The organism is Nonomuraea sp. B208, assembly GCF_057536035.1.
The window spans coordinates 26,509-45,377 of the sequence record NZ_BAAJOU010000027.1; the positions used below are offsets into that span (position 1 = coordinate 26,509).

The window sequence follows — 18,869 nt, forward strand, 5'->3', positions numbered from 1 at the left end:
GGACTGAAACACCCTGAGGCCGTCCCGGTCGATGACACGGGACGGCCTCAGCCGTTCCGCATCACCGGGTGCGCGCTACCAGCTCCCCGATCTCGGGAAGCACCGCGTCCGCGACCGTGATCTTCCGCTCGATGAGTCCGTTGGCGTGGAAGAGGTCGGCGGCGTGCTGCTGTTCGGCGACGAACTCCTCGCTGACCGGGTGCAGGCCCCAGGGGCGGGTGCGCAGCGCGTGCTCCCAGGCGTCGAGGTCGCCGTCGAACAGGGCGGCGGCCTCGCGTGGGTGCTCCTCCGTCCAGCGGTCGGCCCGCTGCAGGGCGGTGACGATCGCGGCCAGTTCCTCGGGCCGCTCCCGCGCGAAGTCGCGGCGGGTGAACCAGAGCGAGCGGTGGCTGAACAGGCCGCCGGTCTCCACGAGCGTACGGGTGCGCGACTCGACCGGCGTCAGGTACGGGTAGGAGCCCACCCAGGCGTCCACGTCGCCGTTCACCAGCAGCTCGGCGGCGTTGCCGTAGGCGTCCACGGGGACGATGTCGCCCCAGCCGAGCCCTTCGCGCTCCAGCGCCAGCAGCAGCAGCGTGGTCTGCCATGAGCCGTGCCCGAGCGCCACCCGCCTGCCCTTCAGCTCCGCCACGGACCCGATCGGCGAGTCGTCCCGCACCACCAGGCGGCCGTTCTCGACGCGCGGCTCCGAGATCGCCACGTACACGATGTCGTGGCCCTTGGCCTGCGCGGTCACCGGGGGAGTGGAGCCGGTGCCGATGAAGTCGTAGCCGCCGTCGAACAGGTGGTCGCCGTGCGCGGAGGGCAGGGCGCGCGTGGGATCGACGCGCTCGCCCCGGCCGAGGACGTTCAGGTCCACCCACTCGACGCCGGGCAGCAGGTCGCGGTGGCGGGCCACCCAGAGCGTGTTGTTCTGCGGGAAGAAGCCGACCCTGGTGGTCATGACGTACGTCCTTTCAGTAGCGGGAGAACATGGCGGCCCACGCGGCGGGCCTCTTCGAGATGGGGGATCCCGGCCAGGATGAACGCGTCCACGCCGAGGTCCAGGAGCTGGTCGAGGCGTTCGGCGACCTGGTGGTAGTCGCCGACCAGGCCGAAGGCCGGCCCGTCGCGCAACTGGCTGAACCCGCCCCACACGTTGGGCGCGACCTCCAGCGCGCGGTGGTCGTCACCGGCGTCGGCGAGGAAGGCGCGGCTGCGCCGCACGCCGACGGAGTCGCCCTCGGCGCCGCCGCTCTCGCGCGGCCTGGCCCGCCAGCCCTCCTCGATCTCGGCCCACGCCTCCTGCTCGCTCTCGCGGGCGAGCAGGTCCACCCGGACGGCGAAACGGGGCGGGGTCCGGCTGTGCGCGCGTACGGCGTCGAACTTCTCCGCCAGTGCCTCGAACGGCTCCAGCCACGACAGGTAGTAGTCGGCGTGCCGGCCGGCCGCGTCGATGGCGGCCGGCGAGGAGCCGGAGAAGAAGATCTCCGGGAACGGCTGCCCGCGCAGCTCCTCCGGCAGCCCGGCGTCCTCGACCTGGTAGAACCGGCCGTGGTGGGTGTGCCCGCCCTGCCAGACGCCCTTGAGCACGTCCAGGAACTCCGAGGTCCGCGCGTAGCGGTCGTCGTGGTCGACCTTGTCGCCCCACCACAGCTGCGCGGGGCCGCCGCCGCCGGAGATGACGTTGTAGACGATCCGCCCGTCGGTCGCGCGTTGCAGGGTGGCCGTCATCCGCGCGGCCTGGACGGGGTGCAGGAAGCCGGGCTGGAAGGCCACCATGAAGCGGTACGACGTGGTCTCGCGGGCCAGCGTCGCGGCGGCGGCCCACGGGTCGTCGGTGTGCGGGAAGTTCGGCAGCAGCCCGCCGACGAAGCCGCTGTCCTCGGCGGCCCTCGCGACCTCGGCCATGTAGTCGGCGTGGCTGTAGCCGTCGTCCCGGCCGTCCCTGGTGCCCGGGGCGGTGCCGCCGGGGGCGAAACCGCCGCGGCTGCGGACCCGGCGGCGCAGCGAGGACTGGTCGCCCTCCATGTGGATGCGCCAGTAGATGTCAACGGTCAAGAGCCCGCTCCTTCACGTGCTCGCCGAGGCGGTAGACGTCCTCGGTCTGGAGGAAGAACTCGGTGACCCCGAGGGCGGCGTACTCCTCGGCGGCGTCGAGCGAGGGCAGGTGCACGCCGTAGCGCAGGCCGGGCAGTTCGGGGACGAGGGCCGCCAGGTCGTCGCCGGCCGCGAAGACGTGCACGTCGGCGTGGCGGCGCGACAGCTCCAGCGCCTCGGGCGAGGTGCCCGACAGGTGCACCTCGGGGAAGGGCGACGACGACAGCGGCGGGGCGAACCCGCCCTTGACCACCTCGTAGAAGTCGCCGCCGAAGTCGAACGGGCCGCCTCGCCAGACGCCCTTGGCCACGGTCAGGAACTCGTCGGCGCGCCTCACCCAGGCGGCGCCGGTCAGGAAGTCGCCCTGCGCCCTGGCCACGGCCGGGTCCACGTCCACGGCGAGCCGCCAGCCGAGCCGTCCGGCGGAGAACCGCTGCAGGGACGCCGACAGCTTGGCCGCGTAGACCGGGGTGGCCACGGCCGGGTGGAACTCGGCGACGACCCGCAGGTGGCGGGTGCGGCGCAGGGCGCCGGCGGCGACGGTGAGCGACTCCTGCCCGCCGGGGTCGAAGGGCACGAGCGCGCCCGCCCACCCGGACAGGTCCGCGGCCACGGCGGCCCGCCCTGCGGGGTCGGCGAGCGCCGGCCGTACGTCGGTGACGAAGGCGGGCAGCTCGGCGGCGGCGGGGCTCCTGGTGGGCAGGACCACGTGGAAGCGCGCGCTCATGCCGCCGCCCCCAGCGGAACCTCTCCCAGCAGGGCGTCGATCCGGGGCAGCAGCTCCTGCGCCAGCGGTTGGATCTGGGTGTCGAGCACGAACAGGCCGCGCGTGACGTGCCGCGCGCCGAGCACGCTCAGCACCGGCCGCAGGGCGTAGTCCACGGCCAGCAGGTGGGCGGCGGTGCCGCCGGTGGCGACCGGCACCACCGTCTTGCCGGCGAACGCGCCCTGCGGCAGCACGTCCAGGAACGCCTTCAGCAGCCCGGTGTAGGACGCCTTGTAGATCGGGGTGGCGACGACGATCGTGCCGGCCGCGGCCACCTGCCCGATCGCGCGGGCCAGGTCGGGATGGGCGGTGTCGCCGCGCAGCAGGGCCTCGGCGGGCAGGTCGCGCAGGCGCAGGACCGTGGCGGGCCGGTCCAGCCGATCGGCGAGGTGGTCGAGCAGACGTACGGTGCGGGAGGCGGCCGATGGGCTGCCGGAGATGAGCAGGACGGACATGTCAGATCTTTCCTAGGGGTTCGGCGGAGACGGGCGGCGTCCGGGAGGGCCGCGGCGACTGGCCCGTCGCGTCGAGGAACTCGGGTGGCGGCAGGTGGTACGGCGGCTCGGCGTCGGCCGGCAGCGGCGCGGGCGGCCGTTCGGCGGCCTCGAACTCCTCCCGGACGGCCGCCAGCGTCCCGGGCTGCTCGACCAGCGTGACGGCCGCCGAGGCCAGGTAGCGGGCGGCGGCCAGCAGCCCGGCGTGCGCGATCGAGGTGCCCGTCGCGGCCGTGGCCGCCCACGAGTGCAGCGGCACACCGAGCGGCACCACGGCCGCGACCAGGCTGAGGTGCGGCGCCGCCCAGCTCACCTCGGAGGTGTCGCTGGACGGCCCGCCGAGGTCCGGCTCGGCGGGCGGGCGCAGCGGCAGCACCTCGGTCGCCAGGCCGGCGGCGGGCCGGCCGATCGCGGTCTGCAGCCGCTGCGCGAACGCGTGGTCGGCGTCGGTGAACGCGGGCGGGCCCAGCTCGCGCATCGTGTGGTGCAGCAGCCGCGCGCCGGCCTGATTGCCGAGCCCCTGCCTGATGGCGGTGACCAGGCGGTGCTCCAGCCGGGTGCCGCTCGCGGCGGCGGCGGCGTGGGCGCACGTCACGACCTTGTCGTAGAGCGTCGCGGCGGCGGCGTGCGAGGACTCGCGGACGTACACCCACACGGTCCGCAGGTCGGGGGTGACGTTGGGGGCGCCGCCGCCGCTGATCGTGTAGCTGACGCGGCCGGACGGGGCGACGTTGCCGGCGCGCAGGCGCTCGATCATGTCGGCCAGCAGCAGCGCGCCGTCGAGGCCGCTGCGGGTGCCGAGCGGGTTCGAGCCGTGGCCGGGGGAGCCGAGGAAGGAGAACGTGGCCGAGTACAGGGCGCTGGTGCCGCCCCAGCCGGTGCCGGTGACGGGGGAGGGATGCCAGTCGAGGAAGGCGTCCAGCCCGTCGTAGGCGCCGTCGCGCACCGCGTACGCCTTCCCGACCAGCTGTTCCTCGCCGGTGGACGCGAACACCTTGATCGTGGCCCGGTTCCCGAGCGTCCTGGCGGCGGCGATGGCCGCGCCCGCCGACGCCGCCGCCAGGGCGTTGTGGCCGCAGCCGTGGCCGGGGCCGTAGGCGGGGGCGTACGCGTCGCCCTCGTACGCGACCGGCTCGTGCCGGGGCACCCCGGCCCGCTGGGACAGGCCGGGCAGGGCGTCGTACTCGACGTTGAAGCCCAGCACGGGCCCGCGGTCGCCGTGCGTGGCGACGAACGCGGCGGGCAGGCCGGCCGTGCCCCACGCGATCGTGAAGCCGTGCGCGCGCAGGAGCTCGGCGGTGGCCGCCGCGGAGCGCCACTCGCGCAGCGACGGCTCCGCCCAGGCCCAGATGCGGTCGGCGAGCCCGGTCAGCGCGGCGGCGTTCGCGCCGATCCAATCCGTCATGACCGCACTCCGGCGTCCACGCCCAGGTCGGCGAGGAGCCGGCGGCGCAGGTCGACGAAGCCGGGGTCGGTGCGGTCGCGCGGCCGGTCGAGCCCGACCCGCACGTCCGTGACGAACGCGCCCTCGCGCAGCACCGCGATCCGGTCGGCGAGCAGGATCGCCTCCTCCACGTCGTGCGTGACGAGCACCACGGCCGGGCGGTGCCGGGCGCACAGCTCGGCGATCAGGTCCTGCATCTGCAGCCGGGTCAGGGCGTCCAGCGCGGCGAACGGCTCGTCGAGCAGCAGCAGCTCGGGCTCGCGTACCAGCGCCCTGGCCAGCGCGACCCGCTGGGCCTCGCCGCCGGAGAGCGTGGCGGGCCAGGCGCCGGCGTGGCTGCTCAGCCCCACCTCGGCCAGGGCGGCCAGGCCCTTGGCGCGGGCGGCGCGGCCCTGCCCGATGATCACGTTGGCGAGGGCGCGCTTGGACGGGACGAGCCGCGGCTCCTGGAAGACGACCGTACGCACCGGCGGCACCAGCACGCTGCCGCCGCTCGCCGCGTCCAGCCCGGCGAGGATGCGCAGGAGCGTGGTCTTGCCGGTGCCGCTCGCGCCGAGCAACGCCAGGAACTCCCCGCGCCGCACGTCCAGGTCGACCCCGTCGAGCACGGCCCGCTCGCCGAAGACCTTGCGCAGCCCGCGCGTCCGTACGGCGAGGCTCATCGGATGCTCACCGCCCTGCGCCAGGGCATCGTGACCCGCTCGGCCAGCCGCAGGGTCAGGTCGGCGGCCAGCCCGATCACCGCGTACAGCAGCACGCACAGGGCGAGGATGTCGGTACGCAGGTAGTCGGTGGCCCGCGCCATGAGGTAGCCGAGCCCGGCGGTCACGTTGATCTCCTCGGCGGCGATGAGCGCGATCACGCTGAGCGTGGTGGACAGCCGCAGCCCGGCGAAGATGGAGGGCAGCGCGCCCGGCAGCACGACCTCGCGGGCGACGGCCAGGCGGCCGAGGCCGAACGAGCGGGCGGCCTCGACGACCTTGCGGTCCACGTTGCGCACCCCGCTGGCGACGTTGATGTACATGGGGAAGGTGCAGGCGACGCCGATCAGCAGGATCTTGGACGCCTCCTCGATCCCGAACCACACGATGAACAGCGAGGTCAGCGCCAGGAACGGGATGGCGCGCAGTGCCTGCATCGAGGAGTCCACGAGCTCCTCGCCGAGCCGGGTGAAGCCGGAGACGACGCCGAGCAGCAGCCCCGTGGAGGCGCCGAGCACCAGGCCGAGGCCGGCCCGGGTGATCGACACGCGCAGCGCCTCGGGGAGCTGGCCGTCGGCCCACAGCTCGGCGAAGGTCCTGACGACGTCCTGCGGGCCGGCGAGCACGTCCTCGGTGAGGACGCCGGAGGCGGTGGCGGCGTACCAGGTGGTGAGCAGCAGGACGGGGCCGATGGCGCGCAGCGCGAACGTGACGGCCGGGTGGCGGCCGGCCGTGCGCGGCGGCTCGGGCGCGACGAGCCCTTCGACGCCGGCCTCCGTGCGGGTGGTGGCCACGCTCATGACGCCGCGTTCCCGAGCGTGGTCACGTCCACGACGTGCTGCGAGACGTCCAGCGGCGCGGTGAGCACCTTCTGGTCGAGGAAGAACTGCGCCACGTCCTGATATTTCGCGATCTCGGCGGCGGTGACCGCCTGGGCGGGCTTGCCCTTCCGCTGGATGTCCACCACCAGGTCCTTCTGCTTGCCCTGCACGGCCTGCGGGCCCGTCTGGGTGAAGACGTTCAGGTACGCCGCCGGATCGGCGATCTCCTTGGCGCTGCCCTCCTTGATGAACTCGAACAGGGCCTTGACCACCTCGGGATGCTCCCGCAGCAGCTTGGTGGCGGCCACGTAGATCACGTAGTTGTCGGACTTGATCGCCTCGCCGTCGGCCAGGATCCGGGCGTCCAGCTGGGTGACGGCGGGGATGAGGAAGGTGGAGAACGTGGACCAGGCGTCCACCTCGCCCGAGCCGAAGACCGGCGCGGTCTGCGGCGGCAGCAGATAGACCCGCTTGACCTTCTCCACCGGCACGTCGAACGTCTGCAACGCCTTGAGCAGCAGGTATTCACTGGTGCCGCCGTGCCCGACGGCCACGCTGCGCCCGGCGAGGTCGGCGACGGACTTGATCGGCGAGCCGTTCTTCACCACGATGCCCTCTCCCGCCAGGTCGGGCGGCACGGTGGCGAAGATCTTGAAGCTGGGCTTGACGGCCAGCGCGGTGACGCCGGAGGTGATCGAGCCGGTGGCGATGTCGAGCGAGCCCGCGTTGATGGCCTGCGCGGCCGGGGCGAACACGGAGAAGTCGCCGGCCCACTTGACCTTGGCGTTGACCTTGGCGAGGGCGGCGTCCAGGCTGCCGTCCTTCTTGGCGACGGCCAGGAAGCCGCTGTTGCCGGGGTCGGAGATGCGCACGACGACCGGCTCCCGGCCGGCGGCGGCGGTGGTGCCGCCGTCGGTGCCGCCGCAGGCCGCGGCCAGGAGAGCGAGGGGGAGGGCGAGCAGCAGTTTACGCATGGGTGACTCCTTGGAGCGGGGTGTGGTCGGCCCAGGCCGTGACGTCCACGGGCGATGCGAGGAAGCCGTGGGCGCGCAGGAAGCGCTCCTGCTCGGCCAGCAGGTCGAGGCGTTCCGCGGACAGGTCGAGATGGAGGGAGGCGCCGGGGACGTAGGCGGCGGCCACGCCGGCCGCGCCCGCGCCGGTCTCGGCTCCCAGGATCCTGGCCACCTCGGCGGGGTGCGCGGCGGCCCAGTCGGCGGCGCGCAGCAGGACGGCCAGGAAGCGGGTCACCACTTCCGGGTGCTCGTCCAGCAGGCGCTGGTGCACGGTGATGGGACGGGGGGTGCCGTTGTTGACGCGGGCGCGCCGGTCCGGCACGGCGTCCAGGTCGATGCCCACCTCCGCGCCGTGGCGCAGGGCGGCCTCGACGGCGAGCGCGCCCTTGACGTAGACCGCGTCCACCCGGCCGGCGGCGAGCGCGGCCAGCTCCGCCTCCCACTGGCCGCCGCCGGGCTCGGCCTCGATGTCCACCAGCTCGGCGTCGCCGAGCCCGAGCCCGGCGAGGGACAGCGCGCCGTGGAAGCCGCGCAGGGCCATGGCCCGCCAGAAGTCGATGGCGATGCGGTGCCGGGGCGCCGCCAGCCGCAGGCCCTTGAGCTGCCCGGGGTGCTCCAGGACGGTGCCGCCACGGACCAGCACGGCCTGCCGCTCCTCGATCCAGGTGAGCCCGACGAGCCTCGTCGCCTCGCCGCGTGAGCGGGCCCACAGCGCCGGCACGTTGCCGCCCTCGCGGAACAGGCCGGTCAGGGCGTGGGTGTAGTGGGTCTCGCGGGGCACGCCGGGGTCGTCGTCCTGCAGCGAGCGGACCTCGATCCCGTCGGCGGCGAACTCCTCGGCCAGCCAGCCCTGGTCGGCCGCGATGCCCGTCGCGGTGGGCACGGGACAGCGGGTGAACCAGATGGCGTCGAGTGCGGCTGTGGTCATGGAGGAGAGTTTGCTAGTAAATTGGTAGGAAATGCAAAGAATGTCCCGCGATGCGGGAAGCGTTCCCGGCCGGACCGGCTCCCACCTGGTCCCGGCTCTCCCTACTCGGAAAACGGAGTTTCCCGCATGGCAGCAGACGGCGGCGTCCAGTCCGTACGCAGGGCGATCGGCCTGCTCGGCTGCTTCGGCGGCGGCGACGCCTCGCTCAGCCTGTCCGACCTGTCGCGCCGGATGGACCTGTCCACCTCGACCACGCACCGCCTGGCCAGAACGCTGACCGCCGCCGGCTTCCTGGAGCAGGAGGACCGCACCGGCCGCTACCGGCTCGGGCCGTCGATCACCGAGCTGGGACAGCTCTCCTTCCACCGGCGCGGCCTGCACCGCATCGCCCCCGAGCTGGCCGAGCTGGCCCGGATCACCTCCGCGACCGTGGACCTGGCCGTACGCAACGACCGGCACGCGGTCATCCTGAGCGGCGGCTCGCTCAACCCCGACAGCGGCGTCGGCCTGCGCCGCCCCCTGCACTCCACGGCGCTGGGCAAGGTGCTGCTGGCCTGGGACCCGGAGGGCAGCGCCGACCTGGAGGCGCTCGGCCCGCTGCGGGCGCTGACCGGCCGCACCATCGTGGACCACGCCGAGCTGCGCGCCGAGCTGGACCGCGTGCGCGAGGCCGGGTACGCGCTCAACGACGGGGAGTCCGGCGACGGCATCCGCACCGTCGCGGTGCCGGTGCTCGACCGGCGCAACCACGCCCGCTACGCGCTGGCCGTACGCTCCACGCCGCTGGTCATCAGCGACGCGCGGATCGGCTGGTTCGCCGCGCACGCGCGGACCTGCGCCCGCGCGCTGGAGGTGCTGCTGATCCCGCCGGCCGAACGCCGGCTGCGTCCCTCCTCCTAGGTCACGCCGTTGTGCCGCAGCAGCGGCAGGAGCCGGTCGCCCTGGCGTACGAGCTCCGGCAGGTAAGGGGTGTCGGACAGGATGAAATGGGTGATGCCGAGGGCCTGGTAGTCGCGCAGGGACGCGGCCACGTCCGTCGCGGAGCCGACCAGCCAGGTGGTGGCCGCGCCGGCGCCGCCGTACCGGCCGGGGGCGGTGTAGAGGTTGCGGTCGAGCACCTCGCCGCGTTCGGCCAGGCCCAGCAGGCGTCGCTGGCCGGCGGCGGCGCTCCAGTTCACGTCGCGGGCGATGCGGCCCCGCGCCATCGCGGCGACCCTGTCCTCGGCGTCCGCCCACGCCTCGCCGGCCGTGTCGCGGACGACGGTGGTGACGCGCAGGCCGAACTCCAGCGGCGCGAGCTCGCGGCCGAGCCGGTCGGCGAGCCGCTTGAGGCGGTCGATGCGCTCGGCGACGTCGGCGAGCGGCTCGCCCCAGAAGAGCTGTACGTCGGCCTCCGTGGCGGCGACCCGCTCGGCGGCGGGCGAGGCACCGCCGAAGTAGAGCGGCGGATGCCGGCGCGTCCCCCGGACGGCCGGCCGCGGCTGCACGGTGGAGCCGGTGACGCGGAAGTGCTCGCCGTGGTGGGTGACGTCCTCCTCGGTCCACAGCCGGCGCACGATCCGCATGAACTCCCGGGTACGGGCGTAGCGGGCGTCCCGGTCGGCCGCGTCGTCGCCGTAGGCCGCCGGGTGGTCCTCGCCGGAGACCACGTTGACCAGGACCCGGCCGCCGGTGAGGTGGTCCAGGGTGGCGGCGGCGGAGGCGAAGTGGGCCGGACGCCAGTAGCCGGGCCGGACCGCGACCAGCGGCCGGAACGTCGTCGTCCGCGCCGCCAGGGCGGCCGCCACGGTGAAGGTGTCGGGCCGGCCCCAGCCGGTGCCGAGGAGCGCGCCGTCCCAGCCGTGCTCCTCCAGGGCCGTGGCCTGGGCGGCGAGCGTGTCGAGGCTGTTGTGGCCGGCGACGACGTCGTCGCCCCGGTGGCCGGGCCGGGCCTGGTTGGGGATGTACCAGAGCAGTCGGGGGCTCATCCGCCGTCCCTCCTCCAAATAACCCTCATTCCAGGGTTATTTTAGGGGGAACTAGGCGGCCGTGACGGAGGCGAGGAGCGCCAGCTTCTCGGCGCTGCCGGTGCCGGGGTCCGGATGCAGGACGACGAGCGTCTGACCCGCCGCGCCGCTGACGCCCAGCCGCTCCCGGTTCAGCCACAGCTCGCCGACCTGGGGATGGTGGAGGCGCTTGGGCGTGCCTTCGCAGGTGTTCACGTCGTGGCGGGCCCAGAGCCTGCTGAACAGCGGGCTGGCCAGGGAGAGCTCGCCCACGAGCTCGACGAACCGGGGATCGTCGATGTCGGTGCCGACGGACTTGCGGAAGCCGGCGACCATGCCCTGCGCGGCGTCCTCCCAGTCCGGGTAGAGAGCCTGCTCGCCGGGGTCCAGGAACACGTCACGCAGGCGGTTGCGCCCCGCCACGAGACGCGGCGACAGCGCGGTCGCCTGCGCGTTGGCGGCGAGGACGTCGAAGGCGCGGCCCTCCACGTACGCGGGCAGCGCGAGCGCGGCCACGAGCTTGGCGACGCCCGCGGGGACGCTCTCCTTGCGGGGCCGCCGCCGTCGCCGCCGGGGAGTCCCCGCCCCGAGGCGCAGCAGGTAGGCCGTCGCGTCGTCGTCGAGCCGCAGCACGCGGGCGAGGGACTCCAGCACCTGCGCGGATGGGTTGCGGTCGCGGCCCTGCTCCAGGCGCAGGTAGTAGTCGGCGCTGATGCCGGCGAGCATCGCGACCTCCTCCCTGCGCAGGCCCGGCACCCGCCGTACGCCGACGGAGGGGATGCCGGCCTGCTCGGGGGTGACGAGCTCCCGGCGGGCGCGCACGTAATCGCCCAGAAGGTTGGATTCGCCGCTCATGCGCCCCACGTTAATGGCGCACCTTCGTGCGTGCCTGGCCCCCTCACCCCCAGGATCGCGAGGGCTCTGGCTGCGCCGGCGGACGCGCGGAAACCTCACTCGGGACCGAACATCGGCGGTAAAGGAGCCACACCATGTCGACATATGTCCTGGTACACGGGGCCTGGCACAACGGACGATGCTGGGAACGGGTGGTCCCGCTCCTGACCTCGGCCGGACACCAGGTGGCCGCGCCGTCACTGACCGGCTACGGCGACAAGGCCCACCTGCTCGGCCCCGAGGTGGGACTGGACACCCACGCCGACGACATCGTCGAGCTGATCACCGAGAACGACCTCACCGACGTGATCCTGGTCGGCCACAGCTACGCCGGCCTGGTCATCTCCTCCGCCGCCAACCGCATCCCGGAACGCATCGCCCACCTGGTCTACCTCGACGCGATGGTCCCGGAGGACGGCGAGAGCGCGGTGGACGTGCAGCCCATGACCCAGGCCCTGATCGACCGCGCCGCGCAGTCCGGAACCGCCTGGCGCATCCCGCCGATGCCCGAGCTGCCGCCGCCCCTGGGCCTGTTCGGGGTCACCGACCCGGCGGACGCGGCCTGGCTGCGGGCGATGCTGTCCGACCAGCCGGTGCTCTGCCTCCAGCAGCCGGTCCGGCTGGACAACCCCGCCACGCGTACGATCCCGCGCACGCACATCCACTGCATCGCCGGCGTACCGGAGGGCATCACGCGGCGACCCGTTCCGGCGACCCAGCCCAACGGCAGCCCGGCCCAGGTGTGGGAGCTGCCGACGGGCCACGACTGCATGATCACCATGCCGTCCGAGCTCACCGAACTGCTGCTCAAACTCGGCTGACCGGGGCGTCCGGCTGGGCGCCCTTCTCCGGCTTCTTCCACACCCACCCGCCGCCCGCCCGCGCCACGGCCTGGCAGGCCAGCCGCCCCTCGCGCCCATGACGGCGGTGACGACGGACATCGATGCCGTCGAAGCGGCGGCGTTCGCGGCCAGGACGTTGGCCGTCGCGACGTGAACCGACGGCGCCCGACCGCCTAACTCGTTTGCCGACGACGCGAGCCGGAAGTCATGATCAGGTATGCCGGTGACGCCAGAACTCCTCGCCTACTACGACCAGGACAGGGAAGACGGCCGACTGCGCGAAGGGCGTGGCCGGCTGGAGTTCTGGCGCACGCAGGATGTGCTGCGCAGGACGCTGCCGCCGGCGCCGGCCCGGGTGCTGGACGTGGGCGGCGGCACCGGCGTGCACGCCGAGTGGCTGAGCGCCGACGGCTACGAGGTCGAACTGCTGGACCCCGTTCCCCGCCACGTCGAACGTGCCGCACGACTGACCGGGGTGACCGCGCGGCTCGGCGACGCACGCCGGCTGCCCGTCGCGGACGCGAGCCAGGACGCGGTCCTCCTCCTGGGCCCCCTCTACCACCTGCCGGACCGAGCCGATCGCGTGCGGGCCCTGACGGAGGCCCGCCGCGCCCTGAGGCCCGGCGGCGTGGTCGCGGCTGCGACGATCAACCGTCACGCGGCCGTCCACGACACCATCTGCACGGGGCACTACCTCCAGGAACGGGAACGGCAGGCCGCGCACGCGGCGGCGACGGACGGGATCATGATCTCTCCCGGGCGGGGATTCCCGGCCTACTTCCACGACCCCGACGAAGTGCCGGGAGAATTCGCCGACGCGGGCTTTCCCGCTGTCGAACGGTACGGCTTGGAGGGCGCCTTCTGGCTGTACGGCGACGTCGGCGACTGGCTGGACGACCCGGAGCGCCGAGTCCTCCTGCTCGACGCGCAGCGCTCGATGGAAAAGGTGCCGTCGCTGCTCGGGGTCAGCGGCCACCCGCTCAGCACCGCGCGAACGGTGATCCACAACTAGCATCTTGCGTAGGCCCCCTCGACGATGAAAGACGGTGAGCATGCGGCTCAGCCTCCCCCGTAACGGTCTGCCGGCAGTGGCGGCCCTGGACCTGCTCGTCGCCTTGTTGATCGTCACAGGAGGACTGACGCCCACGCCGGCGGGGCTCGTAGCGGCGGCGGTGGTCGCGCCGCTGTCCGCCCTGGGATACGTGCACGTGTACCAGTTGTTCAGGGCCGCTCGCGAAGCCGGCGCCTCGCCGCGGGACGCGCTGAGAACGGTCGCCGACGCCCTGGTGCCGTTGCCGGCACGCATGCTCATGAGAGCCGAGCGCCGGAACCTCGCCAGCTTCGCGCTGTGGGTCAGGCGACGTCAGGACGGGGTGCCGCCGGATGGCGTCGCCCTGGCCTACGCGAAGAACCAGCGGCCACTGCTGCTGATGCTGCTGTTCGCCGTGGCCGTACAGGCCGTCGCCCTGGAGTGGATGCTGGCGGCCTCGGACGCCTCGGCCGACCTGCGCGCCATCGTCATGGTGGCCGACGTCTACCAGCTCCTGTTCGTCCTGGCCCTCGGAGCGGCGTCAGCCACCCGGCCGCATGTCGTGACGGCGGAGGAGCTGCGCATCCGCTATGGCGCGTACTTCGACGTACGCGTCCCGCGCGAGCTCATCGCCTCGGTGAAGATCAGCCGCAACTACAACGCGCGCGGCGTGATCGCCGTCGCGGACGGCCACCTCACGGTGGGAGTGGACGCGCAGACCAACCTGATCGTCAACCTGACCGCGCCGCTCACCGTCACCAGGCCCTTCGGCCGTCGCGAACACGTCACCACGATCCGCTTCTACGCCGACGACCCCGGCGCTGCTCTGAGAAGCCTGACCGGGCGTTGACGAGGGTCAGCTGTCGACGCCGGCGGGCACCTCATGAACTCACCTACTCGAGCGGCAGGGAGTGCCGTCCCGCAACCCGGCGGATCTCCTCCAGCGGGTACGGCGTCTTCCTGCTCTCACTCTGCAGCTCGTGGTAGAAGCCGTTCAGCACGGTGGCCAGGGGGCTGTGCCGCGACAACAGGGCCGCGACCCCGCCGGGCACACCGGCCGGCCGCTCCCCTGAAGCCCATTTCCGTACGAGTTCGCGCCGCCCCGCCCAGTCGGCGCCGTGGAAGGCACCGGCCAGCCAGTTCACCAGATATGTCAACGTGTAGGTGCGGTCGTAGGTGAGGTGCCGGCGACAGAAGCCCTGTTCCTCCTCCGACAGGTCGAACCGGGTCGACACGGCGCACCCGAAGTCGGTCAGGTAGAAGCGGCGCCCGTCGGTGAGGACGTTCTCGAAATGCGCGTCGAAGTGCAGCAGACCGCCCGCGTTCATGAAGGAAACGGCCTCACGCAGCCCTTGGTCCACCAGGGCGCACGCGCGGTCGGCGTCGCCCGCCCGCACCTGCTCGTCCAGCCACTGGTGCAGGTTGTCGGGAAAGTGCTCCAGGAAGAGCGTCAGGCTCGCCGGCGCCCCCGCCAGCGCTTCGAGACGGCGGCGCACGCCGGGCGCGCCCTCCCAGTAGGTAACCGTCCGTTCGATGTCGGCGAGCTCTTCGTACAGCGGGGCGGGCTCGGCGCTGGGCAGCACCCGCCAGTGGTAGAGCAGCGGGAAGGCGGGGGAGCGGCCGGTCAGCACCCACTCGGTGGTCATCGTGTGCGCCGCCAGCTCGCGCCAGGCGCCGAAGCCGGGCGAGCCGATGCCGTACTGACAGAAGGGCGGCAGCCCGAACAGGTTGGCCGTCGAGTGCGGGTGACGCAGTTCGAGCTCGGTGAGGGGCACCCGTTTGACGAAGACCGGGGTGCCGCCGACGTCGAGCCGCGCCGACGCCCCGCCGATCCCGGTGCCGAGGGGAACGCCCTCGCGCTCCAGCAACTCGGCCAGCTGCCGGTCGTCGTAGCGGCCCAGGGCCGTGGAAACGTCACGATGGGCGGTCGACCGCGTGTCCGTCATCGTGATCACTTTACTGGTCTCGCTGGGCACAGCGACGGCGCGGTGCAGGCCGCAAGATCAGTAACATGACTGGCCACGCCGTCATCACCTCAGGAGCCCGCACCTGATGTACTTCATCCATCGCAACTGGGAAGCCGGGCCGCTGTGCAAGAGCGTCCGGCACGTGCCCGGCCGCACCGTCCTGGAATGGTTTCGCGGCCTGTGGGAGCCGGGCGGCCTCGGCCGGGCGCACTCCGACCTGAACGGCGCACCCTACGTGCTGGAATGGCTGAGAGAATACGGCGACACCCCTCCCGAGGACATGGTCGAATTACGCCGCCGGATCCGGATGCAGCTGTGGGCCGCAATGAGCTGCACATCGATGACGGCAGCATCCGCGTCAGCAGCATGGGCGCACATCTGGAAGAGGCGTTCTACTTCGTCGACGACGCCCGCGCCGCCGAGCAGCCGGACCGCCGGACCTATCCCCTCCACCCCTCGTGGCCACTGCCCGACGCCGCCGCTCCCGGCCCGACGCCGTTCGTCGCACCCTTCCCTTGCGCGGAACTCGCCCCCTCGACCACTCACGACGTCGGCGCCACCTACGTGCTGCTCACCACATTGAACGCCAGGCACGACACCCTCGGCTGGGATCGGACGTACGTTCTTCCCGGAGTGCGACTGCCTCAATTAGCCGCCGCACTCCGCCGACCCATCCAGAATCGCGACAACTGGCCCGGCCCTCTCCTCGACCTTCGAGCATTGGTCGCCCCGGACGAAGACGGCATCGCACCTGCCCTCGAACGTCTCAGCCGTTTCGCGGGCGGTGCGGGCGAGCTCCCCGAGCCGCATGACCAGGCGCACCGGGCGGCGCTGGAACACCTGCGCACCGTCACTCCCGACGACGGCCGCCTGCCCGAGCAGACCCTCATCCACGTCGGCGAGCACCTGGCGCAGATGGCCCTGCACGCGGACTCCATCGGCCACCGCCCTTGGTACGTTTTCGACGACATCTGGGCCAGCGCCCACCCCGACCTGGCCGCCTCCCTCATGCACTACGCCTACCACTGGGACCCCGACTGCACCCGTAGGCACGGGTTCATGATGCCCTGCGGTCACGAGGAGTACCTGGACCTCCGCCTGGGCTACGCGGACCGCGTCCGCGACTACGAGCCCTACGACGAACCGCTGGTGACCGAGCTCACCGGCGTGCGCAGCGTCGCTGAACTGCGCCGGCAGATCTTCCAGGACGCCGGCACCGGTAAGCAGCGCCTCCTGCTGGTCCTCGACCAGGACCATCGAAGCGAACTGTTCGGCGTCGTCGGCGCCGTTCTCGGGCATCCGACCCCCGACGCCTGCGAACTCCGCTACTTCCACCTGGGCAAACCCCCCCGCTACCGTCCGGAGCAGCCCGCTCGACTGATCAAGGCGCTCTGCTTCGAGCTGCGGAAAGAGGGCTACACCAACCTCGTCCTGACCGAACCCCCGGACGAGCGATGCCAGAAGCGACTGAATCCGGTCACCTTGCGCGGCACATCACCCACCGGTCAAGTGATCTCCTTGGCCGACTTCTACCCGCCCGAGCTCTACGCTTTGCGGGCGAACCCGTTCCTCCTCTGACCGAGGCAGCGGCCGACCCGCCGCGGATCAGTGAGGAGTACGCCACAAGTCAGGCCGGACGGCGTCTGCTTCCTTCCGGTGTGAAGGTGAAGGTGTCCTCGAACGCTCCCCTTCCATAACGGACGGCCAAAAGGACGGGTTCGTCATAGATGGGGCGCCCCGTTGTTTCGGGCTCGTCGGAGCATCCATTCCAGAAATGAAAGAAGATGATCGGTTCCGTCGCCTGTTCGGTCAGGTAGGCGAAGGTCTTACCGTAGAAGGGGTTGGCGCCGCCGAGAAGAACGGAAGGCGGGCCGAACTCCTCTCGCACTTCGCTGAGGGTGCGGTCGTGAGCGGCCCAAGCGGCGGCTCTTCGGCGCAGGGACGCGTGATCTTCGGTCGTCAGGGTTCTGTCGGCCTGTAGCCACCCGCGATCATGGGCGGGCTCGGCGTAGATCGAGGCGACGCCGTGGTCGCAGCGATCGGGCAGGACGGTGGCGAGCGCGCCCGTCACGCCGAGGGAGTTGAAGGCGCCCCGCCTTTCCAGGGACTGCATTGCCTGCGCCCACTCCGTCTCCTGGTGTTCGGCGTAGGCCAGGTGATCGAACAGGAGGCGCAGGGACGTCTCACCGCCGAACATGCCGAGCCGGCGAAGCGCTTGGTTGAGCTGACCTTTGAGGTAGGTACGGATCTCGGTCGACGAGCGTGGCCCAGGGGAGGTCGTCATGGTGCTCCCTCCATGTCGCGCGCGGGGCGCCGTAGCACTTCAGGCAGCGGATGATCACTTTACTGTCCGGTCGGGGCGGTGCGGGCGGCGCGCGCGCGTTCCGCTCCTCCGCAACCCCTGGACCATGACCCTCCCGTGGGGGAACATGCGTCGGAGGCGTCACGCACGGCTTCTGCCGATGCGCGAGCGCGGCGGCCACCGGGGGATGCGCAGGCTGCCGTCGCCGGTCGATCGAGCTCCGAGTCCGGCATGTCTCACCTGCCCGCCGCACCACGTCACCGGAGGCCGGCCCTCCGGGAAAGGGGTTCTGTCTTGTCCGTACGAGCATCAGCGAGCTCTCACCGGCCCTGGGCCCGATTAGGCGCGATCATCACCTGCCTGGTCCTGGCCCTGAGCGGCGGCGTGACGGCCGCCGCACTGAACGCGACTCCCGCGTACGCCGCCTACCCCGGCGTCAACGGCACGATCTACTACCTCGCGGGCGAGAACATCTACGGCGGCAACCCCGACGGCACGGTGAGCGCCCCTCTCATTCAGGGCCCCGAGTCCGAGTGCGCGGTGGAGGCATTCCCCGACGGCCAGAAGATCGTCTTCGCCCGTTGCAACGCCCCTGCCGAGCTGTACACGGCGAACGCCGACGGCACCGGGATCACCCAGCTCACCACCGGCTCCGGCTTCATCCGCCGGGGACTCGCCGTGTCCCCCGACGGCAGCAAGATCGCCTACGCCTCCGCCGACGGCCTCAAGGTGGTCAATGCCGACGGCACCGACCCCGTCACCCTGATCGAGGGAGACGCCTCACAGCCGGCCTGGTCTCCTGACGGCACCAAGATCGCGTACGTGTCCAAGGCGGACGTCTACACCCGCAACGCCGACGGCACCAATCCCCAGAAACTGACCACCCAGTTCGTCACCGGTGCCTCCACCCACCCGGACTGGTCGCCTGACGGTACGAAGATCCTCTACATCCAGTCGCAGATGGGCCCGCCCCCGGTCGTCTGGGTGATGAACGCCGACGGCAGCAACAAGACGATGCTGATCGCCATCGCCACCTCGGCGGTGTGGTCCCCGGACGGCACCAAGATCCTCTTCAACAGCGGCGGCTACCTCCTCACCATCAACCCCGACGGCTCCAACCGGGTCACCCTGCCCCTCATCGCCAACTCCATCGGCGACTGGGCGTCCTCCCGCTACCGTTTCGGCGGCTTCCACCCGCCCCTGGCCGCCCCGCCCGCCGTCACCCACCGCAAGGCGGGCGCCGCCGTACCCGTGACCTTCAGCGTCGGCGGCTACCAGGGCCTCGGCATTCTCGCTCCCGGCTCCCCGTCCAGCCAGCCGTACGACACCGGGACCGGCGAACCGACCGGCCCTCCCGAGCCCGCCCAGGCCGCCGGCCAGTCCGGCCTGCACTACGACCCGGACGCCGGCACCTACACGTACGTGTGGAAGACCGACAAGGGGTGGAAGGACACCGCGAGGAGACTGATCCTCACCTTCGAGGACGGCACCCGCCACACCGCCGACATCCTGTTCCGCTGACCCCGATCCGGTCACCAGCCCAGACTCAGGCCGAGGGCGGCGATCAGGCCCGTCGTCCCGGTGGCGCTGGCCAGCGTGCGCA

19 protein-coding genes are annotated in these 18,869 nt (G+C 72.3%); 6 read left to right on the forward strand and 13 right to left on the reverse strand.

Annotation, left to right across the window (positions count from 1 at the left end):
• Positions 1-61: 61 nt before the first annotated feature.
• From AC27IY_RS31735 to AC27IY_RS31775, 9 genes are read right to left on the reverse strand one after another with little or no spacing between them, the layout of a single operon-like run.
• Positions 62-943 (reverse strand): ABC transporter substrate-binding protein, encoded by an 882-nt coding sequence (locus AC27IY_RS31735; RefSeq protein ID WP_487180144.1) that lies wholly within the window; start codon positions 941-943, stop codon positions 62-64.
• Positions 940-2,040, reverse strand: coding sequence for an LLM class flavin-dependent oxidoreductase (locus AC27IY_RS31740; protein ID WP_487180145.1), 1,101 nt, complete (start codon positions 2,038-2,040; stop codon positions 940-942). The genes AC27IY_RS31735 and AC27IY_RS31740 overlap by 4 nt, the downstream gene beginning before the upstream one ends.
• Positions 2,030-2,806: an LLM class flavin-dependent oxidoreductase gene (locus AC27IY_RS31745; RefSeq protein WP_487180146.1), complete on the reverse strand. Its 777-nt coding sequence runs from the start codon at positions 2,804-2,806 to the stop codon at positions 2,030-2,032. The genes AC27IY_RS31740 and AC27IY_RS31745 overlap by 11 nt, the downstream gene beginning before the upstream one ends.
• Positions 2,803-3,300, reverse strand: a complete 498-nt coding sequence (gene ssuE / locus AC27IY_RS31750) for an NADPH-dependent FMN reductase (protein WP_487180147.1) — start codon at positions 3,298-3,300, stop codon at positions 2,803-2,805. Before ssuE ends, AC27IY_RS31745 begins: the two co-directional genes overlap by 4 nt.
• 1 nt (position 3,301) lies before the next feature.
• Positions 3,302-4,744, reverse strand: a complete 1,443-nt coding sequence (locus AC27IY_RS31755; protein WP_487180148.1) for an amidohydrolase — start codon at positions 4,742-4,744, stop codon at positions 3,302-3,304.
• Positions 4,741-5,445: an ABC transporter ATP-binding protein gene (locus AC27IY_RS31760; RefSeq protein WP_371247795.1), complete on the reverse strand. Its 705-nt coding sequence runs from the start codon at positions 5,443-5,445 to the stop codon at positions 4,741-4,743. Before AC27IY_RS31760 ends, AC27IY_RS31755 begins: the two co-directional genes overlap by 4 nt.
• Positions 5,442-6,284 carry an ABC transporter permease gene (locus tag AC27IY_RS31765; RefSeq protein ID WP_487180149.1) on the reverse strand — a complete coding sequence of 281 codons (843 nt, stop codon included), beginning with the start codon at positions 6,282-6,284 and terminating at the stop codon, positions 5,442-5,444. Before AC27IY_RS31765 ends, AC27IY_RS31760 begins: the two co-directional genes overlap by 4 nt.
• Positions 6,281-7,279 (reverse strand): ABC transporter substrate-binding protein, encoded by a 999-nt coding sequence (locus AC27IY_RS31770; protein WP_423449996.1) that lies wholly within the window; start codon positions 7,277-7,279, stop codon positions 6,281-6,283. The genes AC27IY_RS31765 and AC27IY_RS31770 overlap by 4 nt, the downstream gene beginning before the upstream one ends.
• Positions 7,272-8,246 (reverse strand): ABC transporter substrate-binding protein, encoded by a 975-nt coding sequence (locus tag AC27IY_RS31775; RefSeq protein ID WP_423449998.1) that lies wholly within the window; start codon positions 8,244-8,246, stop codon positions 7,272-7,274. The genes AC27IY_RS31770 and AC27IY_RS31775 overlap by 8 nt, the downstream gene beginning before the upstream one ends.
• Positions 8,247-8,372: 126 nt before the next feature.
• Here AC27IY_RS31775 and AC27IY_RS31780 point away from each other — a divergent pair, with 126 nt between their 5' ends.
• Positions 8,373-9,146: an IclR family transcriptional regulator gene (locus tag AC27IY_RS31780; protein ID WP_449956761.1), complete on the forward strand. Its 774-nt coding sequence runs from the start codon at positions 8,373-8,375 to the stop codon at positions 9,144-9,146.
• Here AC27IY_RS31780 and AC27IY_RS31785 read toward each other — a convergent pair.
• Both AC27IY_RS31785 and AC27IY_RS31790 read right to left on the reverse strand, forming a co-directional pair.
• Entirely contained in the window at positions 9,143-10,213 is a 1,071-nt protein-coding gene (locus AC27IY_RS31785; protein ID WP_487180150.1) for an LLM class flavin-dependent oxidoreductase, read from the reverse strand. The genes AC27IY_RS31780 and AC27IY_RS31785 overlap by 4 nt on opposite strands.
• A 51-nt stretch (positions 10,214-10,264) precedes the next feature.
• Positions 10,265-11,086, reverse strand: a complete 822-nt coding sequence (locus tag AC27IY_RS31790) for a helix-turn-helix domain-containing protein (protein WP_487180151.1) — start codon at positions 11,084-11,086, stop codon at positions 10,265-10,267.
• Positions 11,087-11,220: 134 nt separating this feature from the next.
• Here AC27IY_RS31790 and AC27IY_RS31795 point away from each other — a divergent pair, with 134 nt between their 5' ends.
• From AC27IY_RS31795 to AC27IY_RS31805, 3 genes are all read left to right on the forward strand, one after another.
• The gene (locus AC27IY_RS31795) at positions 11,221-11,946 is read left to right on the forward strand and encodes an alpha/beta fold hydrolase (RefSeq protein WP_487180152.1); all 726 of its coding nucleotides are present in this window, start codon (positions 11,221-11,223) and stop codon (positions 11,944-11,946) included.
• Between the two features lie 244 nt (positions 11,947-12,190).
• Positions 12,191-12,979, forward strand: coding sequence for a class I SAM-dependent methyltransferase (locus AC27IY_RS31800; RefSeq protein ID WP_487180153.1), 789 nt, complete (start codon positions 12,191-12,193; stop codon positions 12,977-12,979).
• A gap of 34 nt (positions 12,980-13,013) precedes the next feature.
• Positions 13,014-13,847 carry a hypothetical protein gene (locus AC27IY_RS31805; protein ID WP_487180154.1) on the forward strand — a complete coding sequence of 278 codons (834 nt, stop codon included), beginning with the start codon at positions 13,014-13,016 and terminating at the stop codon, positions 13,845-13,847.
• A 43-nt stretch (positions 13,848-13,890) separates the two neighbouring features.
• Here AC27IY_RS31805 and AC27IY_RS31810 read toward each other — a convergent pair whose 3' ends face one another.
• Complete coding sequence (locus tag AC27IY_RS31810; RefSeq protein WP_487180155.1) at positions 13,891-14,943, reverse strand: protein kinase family protein; 1,053 nt, start codon at positions 14,941-14,943, stop codon at positions 13,891-13,893.
• Between the two features lie 336 nt (positions 14,944-15,279).
• On the opposite strand from AC27IY_RS31810, the gene AC27IY_RS31815 reads away from it, so the two are divergent.
• On the forward strand, positions 15,280-16,542 hold the full coding sequence (locus tag AC27IY_RS31815; RefSeq protein WP_487180156.1) for a hypothetical protein: 1,263 nt from the start codon (positions 15,280-15,282) through the stop codon (positions 16,540-16,542).
• 49 nt (positions 16,543-16,591) lie between these two features.
• Here AC27IY_RS31815 and AC27IY_RS31820 read toward each other — a convergent pair whose 3' ends face one another.
• A complete protein-coding gene (locus AC27IY_RS31820) occupies positions 16,592-17,248 on the reverse strand; it encodes a hypothetical protein (RefSeq protein ID WP_487180157.1) in 657 nt (218 codons plus the stop codon).
• Positions 17,249-17,560: 312 nt separating this feature from the next.
• On the opposite strand from AC27IY_RS31820, the gene AC27IY_RS31825 reads away from it, so the two are divergent.
• Entirely contained in the window at positions 17,561-18,787 is a 1,227-nt protein-coding gene (locus AC27IY_RS31825) for a PxKF domain-containing protein (RefSeq protein ID WP_487180158.1), read from the forward strand.
• Positions 18,788-18,869 lie beyond the last annotated feature (82 nt).